Raw genomic sequence first — 14255 nt, forward strand, 5'->3', positions numbered from 1 at the left:
CGTCTTGCTACCGGGCGGGCGCCGGGCCGTTACAGCGGCGACGGCATCGCCACGCGCGTGCGCGGCGAGCGCGCAAGACGCGGTTGCAGGTTCGGATCGGTCGTCTCGGGCTGCTCGGCACGCATCTCGACGCCGATCGGCGGCGGCGTCGCGCCCTGCGCGGCCCATTGCTCGCCCATCGTCGCGTCGGTCGAGTGACTGAAATGCTCGACGAGATGATCGATGAACGTACGCACCTTCGCCGGCAGATGGCGCCGGCTCGGGTAGGCGATGTTGATCTCGACCTGCGGCAGCCGGAAATCCGGCAGCAGCCGCACGAGCGCGCCGCGCGCGATGTCGCTGCCGATCAGGTAGCTCGGCAGGATCGCGACGCCCATCCCGAGCAACGCGAACTGGCGCAGCATCGCCGTGTTGTTCGCGACGATCACGTTGGTCGGGCGCACGCGCACTTCGCCGTCCGGCCCCGTGAACACGCGCTCGTCGCCCCAGTATTCGGTCGGCAGGCTCAGCGCCGGGTGTTCGGCGAGTTGTTCCGGATGCGTCGGCACGCCGTGCTTCTCCAGATAGCTGGGCGTCGCGCACACGGTCATGCAGCCGGTGGTCAGGCGCCGCGTGACGATGCTCGCGCTGCGCATCTGGCGCGTGACGACGATGCCGACGTCGAAGCCTTCCTCGACGAGATCGACCTGCCGGTCGACCAGCGTGAGATCCGGCACCACCTTCGGGAAATTCTCCGTGTACGACTGCAGTACGGGGGCGAGGTTGTGCAGGCCGAACACGACCGGCGCCACGATGCGCAGCGTGCCGACCGGCTCGTGATTGCGCGCGACGACCATCTGCTCGACGTCCTCGAGCTCGTCGAGGATCTGGCGGGCACGCTCCAGATAGACCTGACCCGACTCCGTCAGGGAGAGGCTGCGCGTGGTGCGGTTAAGCAAACGCGTGCCGAGCCGGCCTTCCAGATCGGCGACATGGCGCGTCGCGACCGCGTTGGAGATATCCATTGCGCTCGCGGCCCGCGCGAAACTGCCGAGATCTGCAACCTTGACGAACACGCGCATCGACTGCAAATGATCCATAAACGACTCCTGCCGCTGTTACAACTTCAAAAAGATGAAGCAAATGCGTAATTCTCCTACGACAGCGGAAATGATGCAGAGTTGCTCAACAACGGGCCGGTTGACGATAAAAATAGTCAAAAATCCTCGCCTTCCGCGGATAGTTGATCCAATTATTCTGCTGCGAGCAACAATTGGGTGAACCTCGTCGAGTAAACGGCCGAATCAGGAAGGACGTGTTTGATGCGACACAACAGCGCACCCTTGCGCACGGCGCGCGAGCAGTGCCGGGGGTGGCTGGCGCCCATTGCGGCGGAGCGTAACAACCTGTTAAAAAGACCCCACGAAGGCGGCCGGCGTAGCATCATGTCGGCCCCGGCCGGGCGGAACAGGTGCGCAAGATGCGCCGCCGCCCGTGCCCGCTTTCAACGCGCGACACCCCGTTCACCATGAAAATTGCCATCCTCGACGACTACCAGGACGCCGTCCGCAAACTGAACTGCTTCGAGATGCTCGCCGGCCACGACGTAAAGGTCTTCAACAATACGGTGCGCGGCTTGGGACAGCTCGCCAGCCGTCTGGCGGAAGTCGAGGCGCTCGTGCTGATTCGTGAACGGACCCCGATTACCTCGCAGTTGCTCTCGAAGCTGCCGAACCTGCGCATGATCAGCCAGACCGGCCGCGTGTCGAGCCACATCGATCTCGACGCGTGTACCGACCGCGGCATCGCGGTGCTCGAAGGCACCGGTTCGCCCGTCGCGCCGGCCGAGCTGACCTGGGCGCTCGTGATGGCCGCCCAGCGCCGCATTCCGCAGTACGTCGCGAACCTGAAGCAGGGCGCCTGGCAGCAGTCGGGCCTGAAGACGTCGGCGCTGCCGCCGAACTTCGGCCTCGGCCAGGTGCTGCGCGGCCAGACGCTCGGCATCTGGGGCTACGGCAAGATCGGCCGGCTCGTCGCCGGTTACGGCAAGGCGTTCGGGATGAACGTGCTGATCTGGGGCCGCGAGCATTCGCTCGAGGCCGCGCGCGCCGACGGCTACACGGCCGCCGAGAGCCGCGAAGCGCTGTTCGAGCAGAGCGACGTGCTGTCGCTGCATCTGCGCCTGCACGACGACACGCGCGGGATCGTGAAGCAGGAAGACCTGATGCGGATGAAGCCGACGTCGCTGCTCGTCAACACGAGCCGCGCCGAGCTGCTCGAGGAAAACGCGCTCGTCAACGCGCTGTCGCACAACCGGCCGGGGATGGTCGCGATCGACGTGTTCGAAAGCGAGCCGATCCTGCAGGGCTACAGCCTGCTGCGGATGGAAAACGTGATCTGCACGCCGCACATCGGCTACGTCGAACGCGAAAGCTACGAACTGTATTTCAGTGCCGCATTCCGCAACATTCTCGCGTTCGACGACGGCGACATGTCGAGCGTCGCCAACCCCGAAGCGCTGACGCCGATCCGCAAGCGCTGATCGCGCGGGCCGCGCGCGTCGCGTGGCCCCGTTGCCCGATTCCCGCCGTCAGGCGGCCACGCGGCCGCCCGTCATCGCGTCGACGCGCGTGAGGAAGTGCTCGCCGTCGCGCCGCCCGAGATCGTACGCATGCCGCATCTGCGACGGGCTCGTGTAATCCCAGCTCGAAATCGGCACCTTGCTCGACGGCTGCACGTACAGCCGCCGCTGGTCGCCATGCGCGACCGTGAACATCTGCGGACGCGGATACAGCCGCGTGACGAGCACCAGCACGTCGCCCGGAGACGGATCGAGCGCATCGACCGGCACGTTGTCGACCATCCCGCCGTCGAGCACCGGCCGGCCGCCGCGCCGCAGCACCGGCGTGAACGGCGGCGTGCAGGACGACTGGAGGATCAGGTCGGCGAGTTCGTCGACGTGCGCGCAGGCCTGCGCGCGCACGAATTCGGGCCGAAAGCCGAGCGTGCGCCCGAGCGTCGGGTGCAGCGTCTTGCGCACGTACTTCTCGATGTTGTACGCGACGAGGCCGGCCGCGACCGCGCTGCGCGCACCGAGCCAGCGCGGCACGTGCGACACGCCGATGCGGATTTCCGGCGCCGCGGCGAGCTTCGCGAACGGCTCGCCGTAGATGTCGAGCAGCGCCTGACGATAGATCCGGTAATGCGGAAACACCGGCTCACGCCCGAACAGGTTGCCCCAGTACGCATTCTTCCGGTTGTGGCGCAGCGCCTCCTCGTAATAGCGCATCACCCATGCGGCGTCGCGTGTATACAGCATGCAGGCGGTCGCCGCGCCGGCCGAGATGCCGGTGATCACCCGCGGGCGCAGGCCGAGGGCCGGCTGCGCGACGTCCCAGAAGCCGGCCTGCCACCAGCACCGATTGCCGCCGCCCGCAAAGACGATCTGGTCGAACATCGCGCCGCTCAACTGAGGAGCGCGTAGGTCGACGTCGCGTGGACGGCCATTTTGCCGTCCTCGTCGAACAGCTCGACTTCGCCGAACACGAGGTTGCGCCCCATCCGCAGCACGCGCGCGGTGACGAGCACGTCGCCCTTGCGCACGGGACGCATGAAGTTCGTGTTCAGCGACACCGTCGTCATCGGCCGGAATTCGCCGAGCGCAGCCGAGATCGCGACCACCATCGCGGTGTCGGCGGCCGCCGTGAACACCTGGCCGCAGATCACGCCGCCCGAATGGCGGAACTCGCCGGAAAACGGCAGGCGCAACGTGACGCTGTCGTCGCCGATCGACACGGGGACCAGACCCAGCGAGCGGACCCACGGGGCCAGCAGGCGATCCAGCAATTCGCGGACTGCGTTTTCGTCCATCTTCGAATGTCCAGAAAACGTTGCGCGACCGCCGCGCAACGCGTGTGGCGTCATCATACCGGGAGCGCGCAAACTGCGACCGCTCGTTACTGCGCCGGCAACCGCCGCCGGCGTGACGAAATATTTTCGGGAAATTCGCAGAAAGGGCTTGCCATGTCCCGAAAACCCCGGCATAATCTTTCTTCTGTTGGGGGCGTTAGCTCAGTTGGTAGAGCAGCGGACTCTTAATCCGTAGGTCGAGTGTTCGAGTCACTCACGCCCCACCAGGAATTTCAAAGGCCGGTTAGCGAAAGCTGACCGGCCTTTTCCGTTTTGGCGCGCCGTATTCGCAGCGCGCGCCTTTCGCGGTACGCCGCCGCACGCCCGTCGCGCATCGTTTCCGCTAGAATCGTCCGACAAATATCACACGACCGGCGCGGGGTTCGTCATTTGCCCGCCGGCACTGAGAGAACATGGGACGTCAGACATGGAAGCATGTGAACGAGACGCGACCATTCAGAGGGCATGGTTGCGCCGATATCGGCCTGTCCGTCGCGATGGGCCGCTCACCCGGGCCGGCCCCGATCCGCGCGACGCCAGAACCGGATCGCGTCATGCCGGGTAAGGACGCGCTGGTCGCACTGATGATCGGTGTCGTGCTGTTCGTGCTGGCCGGCGTGCTCGCCGTCACGGCCGGCCGGGAACCCGACCGCCTGGTCCGCGCGCCGGGCACGGTCGTGCGCATCGTCCAGGACAGCGATGCAATGCGCGCGTACCGGCCGATCGTCGCGTATCTCGCGAACGACGGCCGGCGCCGCGAAGTCGCCGGCAATACTGCATCCGCGGTGCCCGCGTACGACATCGGCGAGAACGTCGACATCCTGCTCGACCCCGACCACCCGGAGCGCCCCGCGCTGATCGACGATTTTGCGCAACGCTGGCTTCCGGTGGCCGTGCCGGCGCTGCTCGCCGTCGCGTCGTTCGCCATCGGCGGCCTGCTGCTCGCGGGCGAGCGACGCCGCCGGCAGTCGGGCCCGGCGCCGCGCCACGTCGAACGCAAGCCGGCACGGCGCCGCTGGGATGTCGCGATCGCGCTGATTCCGATCGCGATCGGCACGGGTTTCCTCGCCGGCGCCGGCGCGGCCGGGCTGCGTCAGTGGCAAATCGTCCACCACTATGCGCGTTCGACCGGCCATGTGGTCGAGATCGCGAAAAACGGGCGGCCGTCGCGGTCGCGCACGTCGCTGTATTCGGCCATCGTCGCGTTCACGACCGACAGCGGGCGGCTGATCACATTCGCCCAGGGCTCCGCGGCGTCGCCTCCGGGCCTCCACAAAGGCGATGCGGTCGACGTGCTGTACGATCCCGTCACGCCCGAGCGTGCGCTCGTCGATCGCTTCTGGGATCGCTGGGGCCTCACGGCCATCCTGTTCGCGATCGGCGCGCCATTCCTGGCGGCCGGGCTGTTCGCCGCCGCGACGTTATGGCCCGACCATCGGCCGCACGAAGCCGAGGCCGCTCGATGACCCACGCGCGGCGCGGTGCGGCAACCGCCGCGCCGCGCGTCACCGCTCCCTGAACGCCTCCACCTTCGCGCGGTTCCCGCACGTGCGCATGTCGCACCACCGCCGCCCGACGCCGCGGCCGCGATCGACGAAGAACCACGTACACCGGCCGCATTGCCGCACGCGCGCGAAATCGTCGCTGCGCATCAGATCCTCGAAACCGAGCGCAGCCGCATCGATCCAGCGCGACGCAGCGCGCGCGTCCGGTCGCCACGCGAAGCGGCCGCCAACCGCATCGAACGCACTCCGCCCGATCGCCTCGCGGATCGCCAGCGCAAGCCGCTCGGCAGCGCGCGCGCCCGCGCCGCCGCCGCCCGCGGCCGTCAGGTGCACGATCGCGGCGTACGCGTCGTCGCGAAAGCGGTGCAGCGCCGCCAGCTCCTCGGGGCCATCCTGGCGCGGATGACGCAGCAGCCGCGCCAGATCGTCGGGCGCCAGCAACCCCGCTTTCCCGGCCCACGCACGCACGGCCGGCCAGTCGACGAGTTTGTCCTCGTCGCGCGTCTTGCCCGTGTCGGCCACCGTGTTGAGGAAGTCGAGCGCCGGATGGCCGCCGACGAAATCGGCCGCGCGCCATTCGTGCCCGTGCCGTGCCGGGTCGGATCGAGTAACCATTTATTTGCACCTATCGGTTTCATATCCGGAAAATCCGGCGTAACCTGTTAACAACCAAAACAGGTTAGCACGGAGAAGCCGATGCTCGAACTCCCGAACCGCTTCAATTTCGAAGGCCACCGGATTGCATGGGGCACGCTCGGCGAAGGCCCGCCGCTCGTGCTCGTGCACGGCACGCCGTTTTCGTCGCAGGTATGGCGCCGGATCGCGCCGTGGCTCGCGCGGCGCCATCGCGTGTATGTCTACGACCTGCTCGGCTACGGCCAGTCCGACATGCCGGACGCGGACGTGTCGCTCGGCCGCCAGAACGCGCTGTTCGGCGCACTGCTGAACGAATGGACACTCGCGCGGCCGCGTGTGCTCGCGCACGACTACGGCGGCGCCACGGTGCTGCGCGCGCACTTCCTCGACGGCATCGCGTATGCGGATCTCACGCTCGTGAACCCGGTCGCGATCGCGCCGCAAGGGTCGCCGTTCGTGCGTCACGTCGCGCAGCACGAAGCCGCGTTCACCGGCCTGCCCGCGTACGCGCACCGTGCGCTCGTGTCGGCCTATATCGGCCAGGCGGTCGCACGACCGCTGAGCGACGAAGCACTGTCGATCTACCGTGCACCGTGGCTCACGCCGGCCGGCCAGGCCGCGTTCTACCGTCAGATCGCGCAGATGCGCCAGCGCTACATCGAGGAAGCGGAAGCCCGCTACGCGCCGCCGGACTTTCCGGTGCGCATCGTGTGGGGCGAGGACGACGCATGGATTCCGCTCGAGCAAGGGCAGGCGCTCGCCGATCGCGTCGCGAACGGCAAGCTGATCCGCGTCCCGCACGCGGGCCATCTGGTTCAGGAAGATGCGCCGGAGGCGATCGTCGCCGCGGTGCTCGACGCGCACGCGCCACGCTGACCGCCAGCCACCTCGCGTCGCGTCGTCAGAACACCGGCACGCCTTGCGCGAGCGTCGCGACGAACTTCGCGGTACGCGGGTCGCGCGGCCGGCCGAACAGGTCGCGCGACGCGCCGGCTTCGACGATGCGGCCATCGGCGAGGAACACCGCATCATGCGCGATCGACGCGGCCAGGCGCAGGTCGTGCGTGGCCATCAGCATCGTCGTGCCTTCCCGCGCGAGCTGGCGCAGCACCTCGACCACTTCGACGGACAGTTCCGGATCGAGCGCCGATGTCGGCTCGTCGCACAGCAGCACCTGCGGAGACGGCGCGAGCGCGCGCGCGATCGCCACGCGCTGCTGCTGTCCGCCCGATAGCGTGGCCGGCCATGCGTCGGCCTTGCCCGCGATGCCCACCTTGTCGAGCAGCGCGAGCGCCCGCTGGCGCGCCTGCTCGCGCGGCCAGCGCTGCACGGTCACGAGCCCCTCCATCACGTTCTGCACGACGCTCAGGTGCGGAAACAACTGGAAGTTCTGGAACACCATGCCGGTCTGCCTGCGCACCGCGAATACCGCGTCGCGCGACGGCCGGCGCCCCGGCACGAATGCGATGCGCGCATCGCCGACCGCGAGCGCGCCCGCCTCCGGCACTTCGAGCAGGTTCACGCAGCGCAGCAGCGTGCTCTTGCCGCTGCCGGACGGGCCGATCAGCGCCGTTACGCTCCCCGGCTGCAATGCGAGGTCGATTCCGCTCAACACGCGATGCGAGCCAAACGACTTGTCGATGCGCTCGAGACGGATCATCGCAACTCCGCGTGGAACAGCGCATGCCGGCCGAAGCGGGTTTCGAGGCGACGTTGCAGCGTGGACAGCACCGAGCTGAACAGCAGATAGATCAGCGCGGCTTCGGTATAGAGAATCAGCGGCTCGTAGGTCACGGCCGCGATGCGCTGCGCGGCCTGGAAGATCTCGGGTACCGTCAGCACGGCCGCGAGCGACGTGTCCTTCACGAGCGAAATGAACGAATTCGACAGCGCGGGCAGCGCGACGCGCGCGGCCTGCGGCAGGATCGCGCGGCGCAGCGCCTGCGCGCGCGTCATCGACATCGAGTACGCGGCCTCCCATTGCCCCTTGGGGATCGATTCGATCACGCCGCGAATCACTTCCGCGTTGTACGCGCCGACGTTCAGCGAGAAGCCGATCACGGCGGCCGTCAGCGGATCGAGCACGATGCCGACGCTCGGTAGCCCGTAGAAGATCACGAACAACTGCACGAGCAACGGCGAGCCGCGGAACAGCCAGATATAGAAACGCACGACGGCCTGCGCCCAGCGCGGCCCGAACAGCCGCGCGAGCGCTGCGCCGAACGCGAGCAAAAGGCCGATCGCGAACGACGCGAGCGTGAGCGGAACCGTAAACACGAGCCCTGCAACGAGCAGGGGGCGCAGCGATTCCGCCATCAGGTGCAGCCAGGCCGGCATCGTTCAGCCTCGCGTCACGGCTGCGACACGTCGCGGCCGAAGTACTTCTGCGAGATCTTCGCGTAGGTGCCGTCCGCCTTGATGTCCGCGAGCGCCTTGTCGATCGCGGCCACCAGCGCGGGGCTGCCCTTGCGCAGCAGCACGCCGGACGCGTCGCCCGCGCCGCTCGTGTCGGTCGCCGCGATCTTCAGTTTCGCGTCGGGCTTGTGCTTGCGGAAATCGAGGTACGACAGCGAATCGTTGATCGTCGCATCGACGCGTCCGGACGTCAGCAGGTCGATCGATTCGTTGAAGCCCTGCACGGGCACCACGTCGGCGCCGTGCGCGGCCGCGAGCTTGCCGAAATTGCTGGTCAGCGTGTTCGCGGATTTCTTGCCCTTCAGGTCGTCGAACGAGCGGATCGTCGTGTTGTCCGCGCGCACGATCAGCACCGCGTGCGACGTGATGTACGGCGTCGAGAAATCGTATTTCGCCTTGCGCGCGTCGGTGATCGACACTTCGTTCACGACCGCGTCGTAGCGGTTCACGTCGAGACCCGCGATCAGCCCGTCCCATTTGCCTTCGACGAACTGCGGCTTCACGCCGAGACGCTGCGCGATCGCGGTCGCGATGTCGACGTCGAAGCCCGTCAGCTTGCCCGTCTCGTCGTGGTACGTGAACGGCGCGTAGGTGCCTTCGGTACCGATGCGGAACACGCCGGCCGACTTGATCTGCGACAGGTCGTCGGCAGCCAGCGCGCTGGTGGCCGCGGCGGCCTGCAGCAGCGCGACGACCAGGATGGAGCGGAGGAATTTCATGGTGCGGACCCCGAATGATTGGAGAGAATCATCCCGCCGGCACGCCTGCGCCGTTCGAGAGGTCCGCGAATTCTACCGATGCGGGAAGGCCCGGCAAAAACGCAAATCGGCTAACGATATGAGCCGATCGAATAACGCCCGCACCAGCTGCCATGCCGGCCCGGGCCCCTTACACGTCGCTTACCATGGCAACGAATACGTCTTCGTGTTCGTGAAGCTCTTCATCGCTTCCTGCACACCCTCCTTGTATCCGAGCCCCGAATCCTTCACGCCGCCGAACGGCGTCAGCTCGAGCCGATAGCCGGGCACCTCGCGCACGTTCACGCTGCCGACTTCGAGCTCGGTGATGAAGCGCGTGATGTGGTCGAAGCGGTTCGTGCACACCGACGACGACAGCGCGTAGTCGGTGCTGTTCGACATCCGGATCGCTTCGTCGATGTCGCGAAAGCGCAGGATCGGCGACACCGGCCCGAAGGTTTCATGCTTGACCAGCGGCATGTCGGGCGTCACGCGATCGACGACGGTCGGCGAATACAGCGCGCCGTCGCGCACGTTGCCGACCAGCAGCCGCGCACCGCGCGCGATCGCGTCGTTCACCTGCTGCTCGCAGAACCGCGCGGCCGCTTCGTCGATCACGGTGCCCATGTCGACCGACGGATCGGACGGGTTGCCGTACGACCATGCGCGCGTCTTCTCGACGACGAGTTCCGTGAAGCGATCGGCCACTGCCTCGTGCACGAGCATCCGCTTGATCGCCGTGCAGCGCTGCCCCGAATTCCTGTACGAGCCCGACACCGCGAGCGTGCTCGCCTCGTCGAGATCAGCGTCTTCCATCACGATGATCGGATCGTTGCCGCCGAGTTCGAGCACCGCGCGCCGATAGCCCATCCGCGCGGCGATCGATTTGCCGATCGACACGCCGCCGGTGAACGTGATCAGGTCGATCGCCGGGTTCGTGATCAATTCGTCCGCAATGTCCTTCGGGTCGCCGGTGATCACCTGCAGCATCTGCGGCGGCAAGCCGGCTTCGTACAGGATGTCCGCGAACAGGTAGCACGACAGCGGCACCTTCTCCGACGGCTTCACGACGATCCGGTTGTTGGTCGCGACCGACGGCACGACCTTGTGCGCGACCTGGTTCATCGGGTGGTTGAACGGCGTGATCGCCGAAATCACGCCGAGCAGCGGGTCGCGCTGCGTGTACACGCGGCGCTTCTTGCCGTGCGGCGTCAGATCGCACGAGAAGATCTGCCCGTCGTCCTTCAGCACTTCGCCGGCGCCGAACGTCAGCACGTCGGCCACGCGGCCCGCTTCGTACGTCGAATCCTTGATGCACAAACCGGCCTCGGCCGTGATCAGCGCCGCGATCTCCGCGGTGCGAGCACGCACGATGTCGGCCGCGCGGCGCAGGATCGCCGCGCGATCGTGGCGCGTGAGCGTCGGCCGGTACGCACGCGCGACCGCGAATGCGCGGCGCACGTCGTCGAGCGTCGCCTTCGGCACGGTGCCGACCAGTGCGCCGTCGTACGGGTTGCGCACGTCGATCACCGCATCCCGCTGAATCCGCTCGCCGTCGATTCGCAGTGCCTCGCGACGAATCTCGCGCACCGCCGTCGATGCTGCAAAGGCGTTCATGCCTGTATCTCCCCACGGATGCGCGTGCATCACTGCAGATGGTTGAGCGCGATATCGATGATGTCGAAGTTGCGCAGCCGCGCGCGGCCCGCGACGTCGGTCGCGACCGGCTTGCTGAAGATCAGTGGCACGATCTGCTCGGAGATCCCGCCGTGCGAGCGCAACGGCACGTCGAGGCCGGACAGATCGTGCTTGATGCGGCGCGTGCCGAGCACGACGTCCTGCCTGGAGATCACGATCAGGTCGCCCATCCGCGCGGGCGGCAGCTCGAAGCGCGCGCAGCCTTCGGCGCCCGTCAGCACGACGTCGATGCCGTCGACCGCGGCGAGCCGCGCGCGCAGCGCTTCGGCATCGGCCGTTGCCGGCACATAGACGGTCGCGAACGAACCGAGCGCACCATGGTGCACGACGTACGGATCGGTGATCGGCAGGATCACGCGCGCCGCATCGTGGCCGAGCCATTCGTCGAACAGTTCCTGCAGGTAGACGACGTTCGGCTCGCCGGTCGCGTCGTCGTGCTTCGCGTTCATCCCGTGATCGGCGGTGATCGCGACGATCGCGCCGAGCTCGTCGAGGCGCTTCAGGTACGTGTCCATCATCGCGTAGAACGCGTTCGCGCCTTCCGTGCCTGGCGCGCACTTGTGCTGCACGTAGTCGGTGGTCGACAGGTACATCAGGTCGATCGGGCGCGTCTCGAGCAGGCGCACGCCGGCCGCGAACACGAATTCCGACAGCGCCGCGCTGTACACGCTCGGCACCGGCTTGCCGACCAGCTCCAGCACGTTGTCGATGCCGTTTTCCTCGACGCTCGCTTCGTCGGCCTTTTCCGACGAGAAGCAGATGCCCTTCAGCCCCTTGCCGAGCAGACGGCGCAGCTTGTCCTTCGCGGTGACGACCGCGACGCGCGCGCCCCGCTCGGCGAAGGCCGCGAGCACGGTGGACGCGACGAGGTACTTCGGATCGTTCATCAGCACCTCGGCGCCGGTGTCGCGATCGTAGAAGTAGTTGCCGCTGATCCCGTGGATCGCCGGCGGCACGCCGGTCACGATCGACAGGTTGTTCGGGTTCGTGAAGCTCGGCACCACGCATTCGCCCTTCAGTGCCGTGCCGGGCTTCAGCAGCGTGCGCAGGAACGGCGCGACGCCCGCCTCGGCGGCCTCTTCCAGATATTCATACGCGCAGCCATCGACGCAGACGACCACCACGGGCCGGCTCATCCAGTTGTAGCGACGGCCGTTCACTTCCACGGAGACGGGCGTTTCAGTCATGACGTTCATTCCTTTTCCTGTCGAAGCTGTGAGCCGTCGGCGCCCGAGCCGCGCCGAAGGGGTGTTTCGATGCTTGACATTAAAATGGACGATTTGTAGATTGTCAACAACATGCAAAAAGCAGGAAGCAAGGCGATGGCGCCCGGACGATCCGAATGACGACTTCAAGCGGTGTTATCAGGAGGTCAAAAAGGGCGACTACATTCCGTATCCGGGCAAGCGGACCGAAGGTGCAGACGCTCCGCGTCGGCTGCATCGGTCGCGTCGGCGAAGCCGCGATTCCGCGCGCTGTCGCGGCGATCGCCGACACGCTGAAGGCGATGGATGTGCGCCGCAGCCGCCTATCGGCCGAAGCGGCTGCATGACGATGTGACGCGACGTACCGACCGCATACGCATGCGGCCGCCCGTTTTTCCGGCTGTGCGCCGCACGGCCCTTTATCGACGAATGCTCCGATGCGCCCCTTCTGGATCGAACAAGCACTGTTCAACGACGGCGATCTCGCCCCCGCGCTGCAAGGTGCGACGCAGGCCGCCGTGTGCATCGTCGGCGGCGGCTTCACGGGCCTCTGGACCGCGATCCAGGCGAAGCGGCACAACCCCGCGCTCGATATCGCGATCCTCGAAGCCGACCTGTGCGGCGCCGGCGCGAGCGGCCGCAACGGCGGCTGCCTGCTCACGTGGTCCGCGAAATTCCTGACGCTGCGGCGCCTGTTCGGCGAAGCCGAGGCGATCCGGCTCGTGAGGGCGTCGGAAGCGGCCGTCCAGCACATCGCCGACTTCTGCCGCACGCACGGCATCGATGCGGAACTGCGGCTCGACGGCACGCTGTACACCGCGACGTCGCGCGCGCAGGTCGGCACGCTCGCGCCGGTGCTCGACGCGCTCGCCGCGTGCGGCATCCACAGCTACGAACATCTGCCGCCCGCCGAAGTCGCGCGCCGCTCGGGCTCCGCACGCAATCTCGACGGCGTGTACTCGCCGATCGCCGCGACCGTGCATCCCGGCAAGCTCGTGCGCGGCCTGCGCCGCGTCGCGCTCGATATGGGCATCCGGATCTACGAGCGCACGCCGCTCGTCGACTTCACGCCGGGGCAGCCGGCCGCCGTGCAGACGCCGTCCGGCAGCGTGCACGCAGGCAAGCTGGTCTTCGCGATCAACGCGTGGATGGCGAGCCGCTTCCCGCAGTTCGAACGCACGATCGCGGTCGTGTCGAGCGACATGGTGATGACCGAGAAATGCCCGGCATTGCTGGAGCGGACGGGGCTCGTGGACGGCGTGTCGGTGCTCGATTCGCGGATCTTCGTCTACTACTACCGCACGACGGCCGACGGGCGGCTGATGCTCGGCAAGGGCGGCAACACGTTCTCGTGGCGCAGCCGCATCGCGCCCGTGTTCGACCGGCGCTCGCCGTACGAGGCGCAGCTCACGCAGAGCCTGCGCGCATTTTTTCCGTCGCTTGCGGGCGTGCCGATCACCGCAAGCTGGAACGGGCCGTCGGACCGCTCGGTAACGGGCTTCCCGTTCTTCGGCCGCCTCGACGACGCGCCGAACGTGTTCTACGGCTTCGGCTATTCGGGCAACGGCGTCGGGCCGACCTACATGGGCGGGCAGATCCTGTCGTCGCTCGTGCTCGGCCTCGACAACGCGTGGACGCGCAGCCCGCTCGTGCGCGGCCCGCTCGGCCGGTTTCCGCCGGAGCCGATTCGCTATGTCGGCGCGCATGTCGTGCGCAATGCGATCCGCCGCAAGGAGCGCGCGGAAGACGAGAACCGGCAGCCGTCGGTCGTCGATACGTGGCTCGCGAAGTTGGCGAGTGCGGCGGGGAAGGCGGACAAGGCGTAACGGGCGGGGCGAATGCGGCGAGAAACGGGAGAGGCCGGCGGCTCCCCGGCACCATCATGTCGCCAGCCTCTGTCGAATCCGCACATCGACCGAACAACAGGTGGGGAAATCCCGCTAATAGAAAAAGTCCGATTCCAGGCGCCGCTTTTGTTTCGAAACGCAAAATCCCCCATGAGGACAATCACGCATCGACAAGACATGTCCCAGCTAAAATAAAACTTATAAAACGGCGCACCAATCCATACGCTTTATTTTTGTCATTTCATTATCTCGATTTTATTATCAAAAACAGCATGATAGGATTCAAACAATCCGAAAAATAGAATCCCGCCTTTTCTTTCATGC

Annotated in this window: 13 protein-coding genes, 1 tRNA gene and 1 pseudogene; 6 read left to right on the forward strand and 9 right to left on the reverse strand. The window is 66.9% G+C overall.

What is annotated here, in order from left to right; all coding sequences use genetic code 11:
* Positions 1-29: 29 nt before the first annotated feature.
* Positions 30-1079, reverse strand: coding sequence for a LysR family transcriptional regulator (locus KPB06_RS06620; RefSeq protein ID WP_059573605.1), 1050 nt, complete (start codon positions 1077-1079; stop codon positions 30-32).
* A gap of 428 nt (positions 1080-1507) precedes the next feature.
* Here KPB06_RS06620 and KPB06_RS06625 point away from each other — a divergent pair, with 428 nt between their 5' ends.
* Positions 1508-2521 (forward strand): D-2-hydroxyacid dehydrogenase family protein, encoded by a 1014-nt coding sequence (locus KPB06_RS06625; protein WP_059573604.1) that lies wholly within the window; start codon positions 1508-1510, stop codon positions 2519-2521.
* Positions 2522-2569: 48 nt separating this feature from the next.
* Here KPB06_RS06625 and KPB06_RS06630 read toward each other — a convergent pair whose 3' ends face one another.
* Both KPB06_RS06630 and KPB06_RS06635 read right to left on the reverse strand, forming a co-directional pair.
* The gene (locus KPB06_RS06630; RefSeq protein ID WP_059573647.1) at positions 2570-3436 is read right to left on the reverse strand and encodes a patatin-like phospholipase family protein; all 867 of its coding nucleotides are present in this window, start codon (positions 3434-3436) and stop codon (positions 2570-2572) included.
* Between the two features lie 8 nt (positions 3437-3444).
* A complete protein-coding gene (locus KPB06_RS06635) occupies positions 3445-3849 on the reverse strand; it encodes a PaaI family thioesterase (RefSeq protein ID WP_059573603.1) in 405 nt (134 codons plus the stop codon).
* Between the two features lie 190 nt (positions 3850-4039).
* On the opposite strand from KPB06_RS06635, the gene KPB06_RS06640 reads away from it, so the two are divergent.
* A tRNA-Lys gene (locus KPB06_RS06640) sits at positions 4040-4115 on the forward strand.
* 186 nt (positions 4116-4301) lie between these two features.
* On the forward strand, positions 4302-5354 hold the full coding sequence (locus KPB06_RS06645; protein WP_060010897.1) for a DUF3592 domain-containing protein: 1053 nt from the start codon (positions 4302-4304) through the stop codon (positions 5352-5354).
* 39 nt (positions 5355-5393) lie between these two features.
* Here the strand turns inward: KPB06_RS06645 and KPB06_RS06650 are convergent, their stop codons facing one another.
* Positions 5394-6008: a CGNR zinc finger domain-containing protein gene (locus KPB06_RS06650; RefSeq protein ID WP_060010894.1), complete on the reverse strand. Its 615-nt coding sequence runs from the start codon at positions 6006-6008 to the stop codon at positions 5394-5396.
* Positions 6009-6089: 81 nt separating this feature from the next.
* On the opposite strand from KPB06_RS06650, the gene KPB06_RS06655 reads away from it, so the two are divergent.
* Entirely contained in the window at positions 6090-6905 is an 816-nt protein-coding gene (locus KPB06_RS06655; protein ID WP_059573600.1) for an alpha/beta fold hydrolase, read from the forward strand.
* Between the two features lie 25 nt (positions 6906-6930).
* Here KPB06_RS06655 and KPB06_RS06660 read toward each other — a convergent pair whose 3' ends face one another.
* The 5 genes from KPB06_RS06660 to phnA all read right to left on the reverse strand — a co-directional run bounded on the left by KPB06_RS06660 (position 6931) and on the right by phnA (position 12066).
* Positions 6931-7689: an amino acid ABC transporter ATP-binding protein gene (locus KPB06_RS06660; RefSeq protein WP_059573599.1), complete on the reverse strand. Its 759-nt coding sequence runs from the start codon at positions 7687-7689 to the stop codon at positions 6931-6933.
* Positions 7686-8366: an amino acid ABC transporter permease gene (locus tag KPB06_RS06665; RefSeq protein WP_059573598.1), complete on the reverse strand. Its 681-nt coding sequence runs from the start codon at positions 8364-8366 to the stop codon at positions 7686-7688. Before KPB06_RS06665 ends, KPB06_RS06660 begins: the two co-directional genes overlap by 4 nt.
* Before the next feature lie 14 nt (positions 8367-8380).
* Positions 8381-9163 (reverse strand): amino acid ABC transporter substrate-binding protein, encoded by a 783-nt coding sequence (locus KPB06_RS06670; protein WP_060010892.1) that lies wholly within the window; start codon positions 9161-9163, stop codon positions 8381-8383.
* Between the two features lie 180 nt (positions 9164-9343).
* A complete protein-coding gene (phnY, locus tag KPB06_RS06675; protein WP_060010891.1) occupies positions 9344-10798 on the reverse strand; it encodes a phosphonoacetaldehyde dehydrogenase in 1455 nt (484 codons plus the stop codon).
* 29 nt (positions 10799-10827) lie between these two features.
* A complete protein-coding gene (gene phnA / locus KPB06_RS06680; protein ID WP_059573646.1) occupies positions 10828-12066 on the reverse strand; it encodes a phosphonoacetate hydrolase in 1239 nt (412 codons plus the stop codon).
* Positions 12067-12208: 142 nt separating this feature from the next.
* Between phnA and KPB06_RS06685 the strand changes: the two are divergent.
* Both KPB06_RS06685 and KPB06_RS06690 read left to right on the forward strand, forming a co-directional pair.
* A pseudogene (locus KPB06_RS06685) lies at positions 12209-12431 on the forward strand (2-aminoethylphosphonate--pyruvate transaminase); the annotation flags it as partial.
* 90 nt (positions 12432-12521) lie between these two features.
* Entirely contained in the window at positions 12522-13910 is a 1389-nt protein-coding gene (locus KPB06_RS06690; protein WP_060010889.1) for an FAD-dependent oxidoreductase, read from the forward strand.
* Positions 13911-14255: the final 345 nt, after the last annotated feature.

Source organism: Burkholderia semiarida, assembly GCF_029268935.1.
In the GTDB taxonomy this organism is placed as follows: domain Bacteria; phylum Pseudomonadota; class Gammaproteobacteria; order Burkholderiales; family Burkholderiaceae; genus Burkholderia; species Burkholderia semiarida.

Excerpts from the sequence above, each read along its gene's own strand:
- phnY (WP_060010891.1), bottom strand. The coding sequence starts at position 10,798 with ATGAACGCCTTTGCAGCATCGACGGCGGTGCGCGAGATTCGTCGCGAG.
- KPB06_RS06635 (WP_059573603.1), bottom strand. The coding sequence starts at position 3,849 with ATGGACGAAAACGCAGTCCGCGAATTGCTGGATCGCCTGCTGGCCCCG.
- KPB06_RS06650 (WP_060010894.1), bottom strand. The coding sequence starts at position 6,008 with ATGGTTACTCGATCCGACCCGGCACGGCACGGGCACGAATGGCGCGCG.
- KPB06_RS06670 (WP_060010892.1), bottom strand. The coding sequence starts at position 9,163 with ATGAAATTCCTCCGCTCCATCCTGGTCGTCGCGCTGCTGCAGGCCGCC.
- KPB06_RS06630 (WP_059573647.1), bottom strand. The coding sequence starts at position 3,436 with ATGTTCGACCAGATCGTCTTTGCGGGCGGCGGCAATCGGTGCTGGTGG.
- KPB06_RS06625 (WP_059573604.1), top strand. The coding sequence starts at position 1,508 with ATGAAAATTGCCATCCTCGACGACTACCAGGACGCCGTCCGCAAACTG.
- KPB06_RS06645 (WP_060010897.1), top strand. The coding sequence starts at position 4,302 with ATGGGACGTCAGACATGGAAGCATGTGAACGAGACGCGACCATTCAGA.
- KPB06_RS06655 (WP_059573600.1), top strand. The coding sequence starts at position 6,090 with ATGCTCGAACTCCCGAACCGCTTCAATTTCGAAGGCCACCGGATTGCA.
- KPB06_RS06690 (WP_060010889.1), top strand. The coding sequence starts at position 12,522 with ATGCGCCCCTTCTGGATCGAACAAGCACTGTTCAACGACGGCGATCTC.
- phnA (WP_059573646.1), bottom strand. The coding sequence starts at position 12,066 with ATGACTGAAACGCCCGTCTCCGTGGAAGTGAACGGCCGTCGCTACAAC.
- KPB06_RS06620 (WP_059573605.1), bottom strand. The coding sequence starts at position 1,079 with ATGGATCATTTGCAGTCGATGCGCGTGTTCGTCAAGGTTGCAGATCTC.
- KPB06_RS06665 (WP_059573598.1), bottom strand. The coding sequence starts at position 8,366 with ATGCCGGCCTGGCTGCACCTGATGGCGGAATCGCTGCGCCCCCTGCTC.
- KPB06_RS06660 (WP_059573599.1), bottom strand. The coding sequence starts at position 7,689 with ATGATCCGTCTCGAGCGCATCGACAAGTCGTTTGGCTCGCATCGCGTG.